Annotated in this window: 10 protein-coding genes; 4 read left to right on the forward strand and 6 right to left on the reverse strand. The window is 54.4% G+C overall.

The features are described 5' to 3' along the window. Window positions 1-56 precede the first annotated feature (56 nt). Genes VH86_RS23740 through VH86_RS23755 form a run of 4 tightly spaced genes read right to left on the reverse strand, consistent with a single transcriptional unit; the run spans window position 57 to window position 3,614 of the window. Window positions 57-1,064: an ABC transporter substrate-binding protein gene (locus VH86_RS23740; protein WP_045834330.1), complete on the reverse strand. Its 1,008-nt coding sequence runs from the start codon at window positions 1,062-1,064 to the stop codon at window positions 57-59. Between the two features lie 2 nt (window positions 1,065-1,066). Further along, window positions 1,067-1,909: an ABC transporter permease gene (locus tag VH86_RS23745; protein ID WP_045834331.1), complete on the reverse strand. Its 843-nt coding sequence runs from the start codon at window positions 1,907-1,909 to the stop codon at window positions 1,067-1,069. Between the two features lie 12 nt (window positions 1,910-1,921). After that, on the reverse strand, window positions 1,922-2,704 hold the full coding sequence (locus tag VH86_RS23750) for an ABC transporter ATP-binding protein (protein WP_045834332.1): 783 nt from the start codon (window positions 2,702-2,704) through the stop codon (window positions 1,922-1,924). Then, window positions 2,697-3,614: a carbon-nitrogen hydrolase family protein gene (locus tag VH86_RS23755; protein WP_045834333.1), complete on the reverse strand. Its 918-nt coding sequence runs from the start codon at window positions 3,612-3,614 to the stop codon at window positions 2,697-2,699. Before VH86_RS23755 ends, VH86_RS23750 begins: the two co-directional genes overlap by 8 nt. 133 nt (window positions 3,615-3,747) lie before the next feature. Between VH86_RS23755 and VH86_RS23760 the strand changes: the two genes are divergently transcribed. Further along, window positions 3,748-4,407, forward strand: a complete 660-nt coding sequence (locus tag VH86_RS23760) for a helix-turn-helix transcriptional regulator (protein ID WP_045834334.1) — start codon at window positions 3,748-3,750, stop codon at window positions 4,405-4,407. A 72-nt stretch (window positions 4,408-4,479) separates the two neighbouring features. Further along, window positions 4,480-4,938: an OsmC family protein gene (locus VH86_RS23765; RefSeq protein ID WP_045834335.1), complete on the forward strand. Its 459-nt coding sequence runs from the start codon at window positions 4,480-4,482 to the stop codon at window positions 4,936-4,938. Here VH86_RS23765 and VH86_RS23770 read toward each other — a convergent pair whose 3' ends face one another. Together VH86_RS23770 and VH86_RS23775 are read right to left on the reverse strand one after the other, a co-directional pair. Further along, window positions 4,939-6,024, reverse strand: a complete 1,086-nt coding sequence (locus VH86_RS23770; protein ID WP_045834336.1) for a diguanylate cyclase — start codon at window positions 6,022-6,024, stop codon at window positions 4,939-4,941. 126 nt (window positions 6,025-6,150) lie between these two features. Then, window positions 6,151-7,050, reverse strand: a complete 900-nt coding sequence (locus VH86_RS23775; RefSeq protein ID WP_045834337.1) for a DMT family transporter — start codon at window positions 7,048-7,050, stop codon at window positions 6,151-6,153. A gap of 97 nt (window positions 7,051-7,147) precedes the next feature. On the opposite strand from VH86_RS23775, the gene VH86_RS23780 reads away from it, so the two are divergent. Beyond that, on the forward strand, window positions 7,148-8,482 hold the full coding sequence (locus VH86_RS23780) for a PLP-dependent aminotransferase family protein (RefSeq protein ID WP_045834338.1): 1,335 nt from the start codon (window positions 7,148-7,150) through the stop codon (window positions 8,480-8,482). 140 nt (window positions 8,483-8,622) lie between these two features. Then, window positions 8,623-9,885 carry an MFS transporter gene (locus tag VH86_RS23785; RefSeq protein ID WP_045834339.1) on the forward strand — a complete coding sequence of 421 codons (1,263 nt, stop codon included), beginning with the start codon at window positions 8,623-8,625 and terminating at the stop codon, window positions 9,883-9,885. The last annotated feature ends 43 nt before the right edge of the window (window positions 9,886-9,928 follow it).

The following is a 9,928-nucleotide window of genomic DNA, read 5'->3' on the forward strand; positions in this document are numbered from 1 at the left end:
CTTTCGGGGTTCACTTCATACGGTACGCCCATAACCTGTCGAAAGTCGGTAATGGCTTATTTATCACCCATCGCATCAACCGCTTCTTTGGCCTTTGTCGCCAGCGCCGTGTTCACGTTGTTCTGATATGACGTGGCTTCAGAGGGATAGGCTTTGATGTTTTTGGCATACAGCGCGATGTTCATGTTGTTATCCCAGGCCTTCTGCGACACCAGCACGTTCTCTGGATAGCCTTTGGCATCGATTTCACGCTGCACGGCGGTTTTCACCACCTCTTCGGGCAACGCCGGGAAGTATTTACGTGCAATGGTCACCGACTCAGCCGGATGCTTGTAGATAAAGCGCGAGGCCTGTTCAAAGGCAGTCACGACGGCCTGCGCGGCCTGTGGATTCTTATCGATATATTGTTGCGTGGTCGTCAGGCTGGAGAAGGCAAACGGATACCAGGATTGTGCGGCGGAGAACGAGTAAGCCACATGCAAGCCGTTTTGCTTTTCGGCCATGGTGACCTGTGGCTCCGCCGCTAACGCGTAATCTGCACGACCTGCCGCCACCGCCGGGATTTCATTACCAATCGCCACATGCACCAGCTTCACGTCTTTGAGGTTGTTCTGTTTGATCAGATAACTCATAAACGCCCAGGTGGTATCAGGTTGCGGGCTGGTCACCACACGTTTCCCCGCGAGCAGTGACAAATTGTCCTGCAAGGAAGCCGCTTCTTTGCCGAAGATGAAGATGGTTGGCGCGTTCTGTACTCCGGCCACCACCACGCCTTTACCGCCGTTTTCACGGGTTTTAGGTACAAACACCGGATCCTGAATCGAGAAATCTGCCGAGCCGCCAATCACCGCCGCCCAGGATTGCGCCCCACCGCCGCCGGTACTGATTTTGACATCAACGCCCTGCTGTTTAAAAAAGCCCTGCTCTTGCGCCACATACAGCGGCAGATAGAGCAGCGATTGAAACGCCTGGTTGATGCGCACCGGCGTGTCAGCCGCGTGCGCACTCACCAAAGAAGCCAGACAAACTGCGGCAGAGATCGTAGCTAAACGGAATTTTTTCATGATTATTTCCTGTCCCAGGAGAGAATGAGGCGTTCAATAAATGCCACCAGCGCGTTGAAACACAGCATCATCAGCATGACCAGCACGATGCCAGCCAGCACAATGTTCATACCGAAATTGGAGCTACCCAGCAGGATCATGTGACCCACGCCGCTATCCGAAGAGATGTATTCACCCACGATGGCGCCCACCAGTGCGAAGCCAACGTTGAGGCGTAAGCCTGACAGCACCCACAACATCGCGGATGGCACCACCAGCTTGAAGAAGATGATGCCGCGTCCGGCGTTGAAGGATCGCAATAGGTTGATGAGGTCAGGATCGGTGCTCATCGCGCCTTTATAAGAGGTGGTCAGCGACACCACCACGCAGGAAAATGCCACAATCACCACTTTGGAAAGCATCTCCGTGCCGAACCAGATGATGGTCATCGGCGCAATCGCCAGCACCGGGATTGAGCCAATGGCAGCGATAAACGGCGCAGCCAGGTCAGAGATAAAACGCGAATACCACAGCAGCAGGCCGAGGATTGAGCCGCCAATCGCGCCCACGGCAAACCCCACCAGGGTTCCAACGGCGGTGACGCGCACATCGGTCACCATTTCACCGGACTGGAAGCGCTGGACCAGCACCTCCCACACCTGCGAGGGGCTGGAGAACAGGAAAGCGTTGATGTTGCCACTGCGCACACCGAGTTCCCACCCTCCCAGCAGCATCACCACAATCGCCACCTGTAAGAACAGCAGCGTGTAGCGGCGTGCGTTAGCAGAGCGGAAAAAGGTTTCTCGCGAACTGCGATTGGCCGTCGCCGCAACCGTGGGGCGTGTAGACACTGAGTTCATTGTCATGTCGTCCTCTCGTTAGTTAACCGGCTCAGGCTGGATGCCGATGCTGCGCCAGATATGCTCGTAATACTCATTGAAACGCGGCGACAGGCGGCGTTCGGGAATCGACAGGCTCTCCGTGCCCAGATCGACCTCAATCTCCTGCACAATTTCACCGGGACGCGCCTTCATCACATAGACGCGATCCGACAGCGTGACCGCCTCTTCGATATCATGCGTAATGAAGATCACCGTCTTGTGCTGCTCTTTCACCACACTCAGCAATTCACTTTCCAGCGAAATTTTGAGCGGGTAGTCCAGCGCTTTATAAGCCTCATCCATCAGGATGATTTCCGGGTTGGTGACCATGGTGCGCATCAATGCCACACGCTGTTTCATCCCGCCGGAAAGCTGCGACGGATACTTCTGCTCGTAACCGGTCATCTTGTAGAGCTCGAACAGTTCACGCGCTTTCGCTCGTGCCTGCGCTTTGGGCATGCCGCGCACCTCCAGCCCGAGGATCACGTTGTCGATCACCGTACGCCACGGAAACAGCAGGTCTTTTTGCAGCACGTAACCAAGTTCTGGTGACGGTGTGCCGGTGGTTTCGCGATTCTTCAGCAGAATGCTGCCGCTGTCCGGCATCAACAGCCCGGTGATGATGTTGAACAACGTCGATTTGCCGCAGCCGCTGGGTCCGACAAAAGAGACGAATTCATTGCGATTGGCGTGGAAGTTGAGGTTACGCAGCACCGTCACCTCCCCTTCCGGCGTGGGATAGCTTTTGTGGATGCCAGCGGCTTCCAGAACTTTACTCATGGTTTTCCCCCAAAGGTCGCGCGTGGCGATTGTGAACCGTCAGCGGCGAAGGCGGGGCCTGCACCGGAATGTAATCTTTTAGGAAGTGATAGCCGAGATAGTCACTGCTGCGGGCGCGCAGAATGGCGGATTGCACCTCAACACGGGCAATCGCCATACCTTCCGTGGTGCCACTGTCGGCGACGATATGACCGAGCGGATCGATGATGCGGCTGTGGCCGTGATAGTGAAGATTGCCGTGCTGGCCGCACAGATTGGATTCGATCATCCAGCACTGATTTTCCAGCGCGCGCACGCGGCCAAACAGCGTGTAGCTATCGACCATCGGATCGGCATCGCCTGCACTGCCATCGCCCGCATAGCCCCATGCGGTGGGCATGATCATGATGTCTGCGCCTTTTAGCGCCAGCTCGCGGGTGCTTTCCGGGAACACTTTGTCGTAACAGATCAACATGCCAATGCGGCCAATTGGCGTAGGAAATACCGGGAAATCGCTGCCGGGATAGTAAACATGTTTCTCATCGCCCGGCTGATGCACTTTGCGATATACGCCGATTAAACCCTCTGGCCCCAATAGCACCGCGCTGTTAAACAGCACTTCGGCACGTTCAGGATGGCGCTCGGTCATGCCAAAAACCACATGCAAGCCCAGTTGCGTGGCGAGCTTTTGCATTGCCTGCACGCTCTCACCTTCTGTCACCACTTCGGCTTGCGCCATTTGCCACGCCACTGCTTCACCGTTCCAGTTGAGCGTATCCGGCAGATAGCCTTGCAAAACCTGCTCCGGAAACACCACCAGCTCGGCACCTGCCTGTGCCGCCTGTTCCATCCAACTCAGCAGGTTGTTGAGGTTACGGGCTTTATCGTAAAACGCGGGCAGCGTAATGCTGGCGATGGTGGTTATGTTCATAGCAGCTCCCAGAAGTTTTCTTTTAAACTGCTACTCTGCTCACATTTAGACCAATACAATTTTCTTATGTGATAATTTTTATCATATGTGAGAAATTAACTGTCCAGTTCACTCAGCAGAAGAATCATTGCCAATGAAAACCACCCGACAGCATGAAGCCTCCGGGCTGGGCGCCGCCTTAACCGGCGAACAAGATTTTGGACTGCGAATCAAAACGATACGTCAGGCGCGAGAATTGACGCTGGAGCAGGTCGCCGAGTTGAGTGGCGTCTCGATTTCGACGCTCTCGAAGATTGAAAAAGGTCAGGTCTCCGCTTCATTCGATACCATTGCCAAGATTGCCAGCGCGTTTGATTACTCTCTGGCAGAACTGTTCGCCGAAGAGTTGCCCCTGCCTTCGGTGGCGAGCACCGCCATTCAGGGCCGCCGCACTTACACACTGGCCGGTAAAGGATTGGCCTTTACCAATCCCTATTTTCGCTATGAAGTGCACGCCGCCGAACTGCTGGTGAAAGGGATGATCCCGGTGGTGATGGGAATTGAGACACGCGAGTTGCCGCCGCCGGAAGCCTGGTCTCAACATGCCGGTGAAGAGTTCATTTATGTTTTGTCAGGCGAAGTGATGTTGCATACGCAACTCTACGCACCGCTGCGGCTGGCGCATGGTGACAGCGCCTACATCGACAGTACGATGCGTCATACCTTTGTACGGCTCAGTGAAGAAGCCGCCAGCCTGATTTCCATTTGCCAGACCGAAACGCTGGATATTGAGGATTTGACGCGCGGCGGCTGATCAGAGCCTTCCCGCCGCGCCAGCAAACACAGTAAACTGACCGTCGATTACCCCACAAAAGGAGCTTCAGCTATGGCACGGGAACACCACTATCAGGTCACGGTCCGCTGGACCGGCAATCGCGGCACCGGCACCTCCTCTTACACCGCTTACGATCGTAACAGTGAGATGCTGGCAGACGGCAAACCCACGACGCCTTTGAGCGCCGATCCGGCCTTTCGTGGCGACGCCACGCGCTGGAATCCTGAAGAGTTATTGCTGGCTTCGGCCTCAGCCTGTCACAAGCTGTGGTATCTGCACCTGTGCGCGGACGCGGGCATTGTGGTGGAAGCTTATGAGGATGTCGCGGAAGGCACCATGGTGGAAGGGGCGCGGGGTCGTTTCACGCAGATCACGCTGAAGCCGCATATTACGCTGCGCGATCCGACAGATGCGGATCGCGCGCGTGAGTTACATCATCAGGCACATGAAGCCTGTTATGTGGCGAATTCACTCAACTTCCCGGTGAATTGCGAGCCGACGTTTGCCTGATCAGGCGGCGCCGGCCAATGGCGGTTGCGGCGGTACCCACAGCCGCACTCCATTTCGTCCGGCGCGTTTTACCTCGTATAACGCTTCATCTGCATGGCGTAGCCAATGGCGCAAAGACTCGGCATTGGCGGCTGAAGCAATGCCGATGCTCACCGAACAGCGAAACTCTGCCGACGCCGGCAGGCGCACCTGGGCGATTTTTTCCTTTAAGCGATTTGCCAGCGCAACCACCGACTCATCGGTCGCGTGATGCACAATCACACCCAGCTCATCGCCGCCGAAACGCGCGGGAATATCCTGTAATCCCACATGATTGCGAAGCAGCGCTGATATCTCAGCCAGCAAAAAATCCCCGGCTTCGTGGCCCCAGGTATCGTTCACCGACTTGAAATAATCGAGATCCATCAGCAACAGATAGCCCGCACTTTCGCCACGACGCGTACTCAGGAATTCACTCTCCAGGCGGCGTTCAAACAGACGGCGGTTAGGGATTTCCAGACCAGGGTCCATTAACGCGATACGCTCCAGCTCCCGGTTTCGTTTACGCAATTGCCAGGTCAAATTATAAGACGTCACGCTCAGTACCAGCATATAGCAGGTCGCCAGCGGCAATGTCAGCCAGACGGTTTGCGGGCTGAATGCGAGATGGACGCCCGCGCCATCCACCAGCCAGACCATAACGAAAGCGCAGAGGAACGCCTGCATGGCAGCGATTAACTGCGCTGCGCCCCCTGCCGCATAACGATCCGAGGCCAGCACGGCCATGATAATGAACGAAGGAAGCGGACTGAGCGCCATCAGCGCCACCCAAATCCCACCGAATGCCGCGTCCAGCGTTAAGTTATGGCGTTCGGTGCCGGTGGAGTCTTCTGCACGCAATGCCCGGCGATAAGCCACCCACGGCCAGATAAACGCATTGATAAATAACAGGGCGCTGAACGCCACACCGCGATTCATCTCCATCAATACCGAGAGAATCGGGAAGAAACATAAAATTGTGCCAAGCTGGCGCATGATAAACATACGACGCACGAAGCGCTGCGAACGCCGCTTCAGATGGCTATCATCAGGTGAGTAATAATTCATTCACTGGAAAAATCTGATCGACAAGAAATGCAGTTTAACGGGAAAAACAGCGAGCGGAGCGCTTTATTTTAAGAATTTTTACCTTGCGCTTAACAACTGCGCAAGCTTCGTTAGTTTTCTGTAAAGCTATCGCCCAAATTTACGCGCGGCGGCCAAACAACATACAACGGCTGCCGTCACCGCCAGCATCGATGGATTGATGGATTCATGGAGCAATAAAGCCGAAAAACTGAGGCCAAAGAAAGGCTGTAATAGCTGAAGTTGACCTACGCTGGCGATGCCACCGGCTGCCAAACCTCTGTACCAAAAAATGAAACCAATCAGCATACTGAACAGCGATACATAACCTAAAGCCCACCATGCTGACGCCTGAACAGGTGAAAAACGCATAGGAACAGTCATCACTGTTGCCAGCAGCATGATCGGCAGTGAAAGAATCAGTGACCAGCATATGACCTGCCAGCCGCCCAGATGACGAGTAAGCATCGCGCCTTCCGCATAACCCAGGCCACAAACTAACGTCGCTGCGAGCATCAGGATATCACCGGTAAGTGAAACCGCGGCACTTTGCGCCAGCGCAAATCCCATGACCAATAGACACCCGATAGTGGAAAAGAACCAGAATGCTCTTCGTGGTCGTTCGCCTCCGCGAATGACAGCAAAAAACGCGGTAGACATTGGAAGCAATCCGATAAAAACGATGGAATGTGCGGAGCTGACATGCTGTAACGCCAGTGCAGTGAGCAAAGGAAAACCTACTACGACACCGAGTGCGACGATAAACAAGGAGAAAAGCTGGCTGAGGGCAGGCCTGCGTTGCCTTAGAGCGAAAATCAGCAGAAGCGCCAACATTCCCGCTATGGAAGCACGCATGAAGGTTAGGAAGAAGGGGTCAAAACTTTTTACTGCCACGCGCGTAGCCGGTAATGACCCACTAAAAATAATCATCCCGATGAATCCGCTTATCCATCCTTTTAATCCAGAATTGCAAGCGTGACACACGCTTGTGTTGCTGCTACTTGCCATAAACGCCACCTTGATTCATTGACTTACCCACCGTTGACGCTTCAGAGCGTAAATGACAGCATTAAAGACAATCAAAAAATTGTCATGGATACATTAGATGAAGGCCCGCTATAAAGTCATCGTTGATGAATTCGCCAGCGCGATACAACTCGGCCATTTGCCCGCAGGGACACGATTGCCCACGCACAGAGCTCTCGCCAGTCAACGCGCTATCTCATTAGCCACCGCAACACGTATTTACAATGAGCTGGAAGCCATGGGGCTGGTGAGCGGAGAAACAGGTCGGGGAACCTTTGTCAGGGAAATTTTGCGCCCACTGGGATCAGGTGATGACCAACAGCGAGTTGCACCAGATGTATTAGATCTGAATTTCAATACCCCTTCCCTGCCAGAGCAAGCTGACCGACTACGCAGTGCGCTGCGACAACTTGCGACACGCGGTGACATCGAATCGTTATTGCGCTATCAGCCTTATGCCGGGCGTTTGAACGACCGTGAAGCGGTTGCCTTTTACCTGAGCAATATGGGTCTTGTTCCGCAAGCCGAAAACGTTCTCATCGTTAACGGCGCGCAACATGGTTTGGCGATAACCGTAATGGGTTTATTGAGACCGGGTGATGTTGTCGCGGTTGATGCTCTGACTTATCCGGGCTTTAAGGTGTTGGCCAGCCTGTACCATCTGGAGCTAGTCCCTATCCCAGTCAATCCTTCAGGCCCTGATCTTGTGGCTTTGGAAACAGTCTGCCAAAGCAGGCGGGTTCGCGCCATTTACACCATGCCTACATTGCATAATCCGCTGGGGTGGGTCTTGAACAATGATCAAAGAGAAAAAATCAGCTCAATCGCGCGAAAATACAATTTGCTGATCATTGAGGATGCTGCTTACGCCTACCTCGCTCAAACGGCGCCAGCACCACTGGCGTATTACGCTCCTGAACGTACGATATATGTCACTGGTTTTTCTAAGAACGTGGCGACGGGGTTGAGAGTTGGTGCCGTAGTGTGTCCTGCGGAACATCGTGATGCACTGGAACGCGCGATTCGCGCCACTAGCTGGAACACACCCGCATTAATGACTTCCATCCTCTGCGACTGGTTGCGAGAGGGTTACATTGCTCAACTTGAGGAAGAGAAACGAAATGATGCCCAGCAACGTCAGGCCCTGGCGCGAAAGATCTTGCACACTTTTACCTGCTATGGCCATCTGAATGCGTATTTTATCTGGATTGTATTACCCGGTGAGGCTCGGGCGGAGCGCGTCATGAAACGTTTACTGCAGAGTGGGATTTCGGTATCAACCGCAGAACCTTTCAGCACTTCCTCCATCGTACCGCAGGCTATCCGACTGGCGCTGGGGTCTGTAAGCCTGCATGAGTTGCAATCTGCATTAAGAGAAGTAAAGGAAGCGATTCATTTTGAAGAGGGTTTGTAAAACGAAGCGTGGTTTTCAGCCACTCGATAATTAAAACTTTGAACCCACAGCGATTTTCAGCAGCAGATTAGCACCAGCGGTTGTCACAATAACGGCCAGACCGCAGGATGTTCACTGACCTTTGTTGATAGGAAAACGTCATGTCTCTTTCTGCGGCACACAAACGCGTGCTCATTGCCGGATCCGTCGGCAATTTTATTGAGTGGTATGAATTCGCCGTTTACGGTTTTATGGCCACGCTGATGGCTAAAAACTTCTTCCAGCTTGAGGGCGAAAGTGCCCTCACCAGTCTGATCCTGACCTATGCAGCATTCGCCGTGGCTTTCTTTTTCCGCCCGTTAGGCGCGATTCTGTTCGGCAGGCTTGGCGATCGCTATGGACGCAAACCGGTGCTGATCGCTGTGCTGATTTTGATGACGCTCGCCACAGTCGCGATGGGTCTGGTGCCGGTTTACGCCTCGATTGGCGTTGCCGCACCGCTGCTGATTACCGCGTTACGCATCCTGCAAGGGTTGTTTGCTGGCGGAGAGTACGGCGGCGCAGTTTCACTGATGACGGAGTTTGCGCCTCCCGGCAAGCGCGGCTTTTACGGCGCCTGGCAGTCTCTGACCGTGGCGTTTGGCCTGCTGGCAGGCGTGGCCGTGGTGGCCGTTTTGCCGCTGATGGTAGGAGATGCGGCAATGAGTGCCTGGGGCTGGCGCATTCCTTTCCTGCTCGCACTGCCTCTTGGAGCGATTGCACTTTGGCTACGGTCTGGCTTAGAAGAGTCTCCACAGTTTGAGCAAGCAACAGATGCAGAAAGCGCGTCGGTCAGCGCCACTGTGCGCGCCATTGTGCTGGGAATCGGACGACTGATGGTGTGGTCCGCAGCGGGCTATACCTATCTGGTGATCATGCCCACCTATTTACAGGCTGCGCTGCATACCGGCTTCAACCAGGCGCTGCTGATTGCGGTGATTTCTAATCTCGGTTTTGCAGCCACCATCCTGCCTGCGGGTATTCTGAGCGATCGCGTGGGACGGCGCACAGTGATGCTACTGGCGACCTTCTTGTTGCTGGTGCTGGCATTCCCGCTGCTGAAAGTACTACAAGACCCACAAAATGGCTTGCTGATCAAAGCAGCTGTGGTGTTTGTCGCGGGTGCCTTGGTTGGCATGCTTGCAGGTCCCGGCCCCGCGATGCTGGCGGAAATGTTCCCAACGCGTGTGCGCTATACCGGGCTTGGATTAGCCTACTCACTCTCAAATGCGCTGTTTTCCGGTTGTGCGGGGCTGATTATTACCGGATTGATGAAGCAGACGGGTAATGCAGATATTCCGGCGTGGTATGTGATGGGCACCGCGCTGGTGAGTTTCGTGGCGCTGTTAACGTTAAATAAAGACGATCACAGCAGGCCACTTTAAAAAAAGAAGGCGGCCATCAAGCCTAATGCCAGTCAGTTAAGCC

Source organism: Pantoea sp. BL1 (assembly GCF_000963985.1).
Taxonomy (GTDB): domain Bacteria; phylum Pseudomonadota; class Gammaproteobacteria; order Enterobacterales; family Enterobacteriaceae; genus Pantoea; species Pantoea rwandensis_B.

Bases quoted from the DNA above. Each gene is read 5' to 3' on its own strand.
- VH86_RS23740 (WP_045834330.1), bottom strand. From the start codon at position 1,064: ATGAAAAAATTCCGTTTAGCTACGATCTCTGCCGCAGTTTGTCTGGCT.
- VH86_RS23745 (WP_045834331.1), bottom strand. From the start codon at position 1,909: ATGACAATGAACTCAGTGTCTACACGCCCCACGGTTGCGGCGACGGCC.
- VH86_RS23750 (WP_045834332.1), bottom strand. From the start codon at position 2,704: ATGAGTAAAGTTCTGGAAGCCGCTGGCATCCACAAAAGCTATCCCACG.
- VH86_RS23755 (WP_045834333.1), bottom strand. From the start codon at position 3,614: ATGAACATAACCACCATCGCCAGCATTACGCTGCCCGCGTTTTACGAT.
- VH86_RS23760 (WP_045834334.1), top strand. From the start codon at position 3,748: ATGAAAACCACCCGACAGCATGAAGCCTCCGGGCTGGGCGCCGCCTTA.
- VH86_RS23765 (WP_045834335.1), top strand. From the start codon at position 4,480: ATGGCACGGGAACACCACTATCAGGTCACGGTCCGCTGGACCGGCAAT.
- VH86_RS23770 (WP_045834336.1), bottom strand. From the start codon at position 6,024: ATGAATTATTACTCACCTGATGATAGCCATCTGAAGCGGCGTTCGCAG.
- VH86_RS23775 (WP_045834337.1), bottom strand. From the start codon at position 7,050: ATGGCAAGTAGCAGCAACACAAGCGTGTGTCACGCTTGCAATTCTGGA.
- VH86_RS23780 (WP_045834338.1), top strand. From the start codon at position 7,148: ATGAAGGCCCGCTATAAAGTCATCGTTGATGAATTCGCCAGCGCGATA.
- VH86_RS23785 (WP_045834339.1), top strand. From the start codon at position 8,623: ATGTCTCTTTCTGCGGCACACAAACGCGTGCTCATTGCCGGATCCGTC.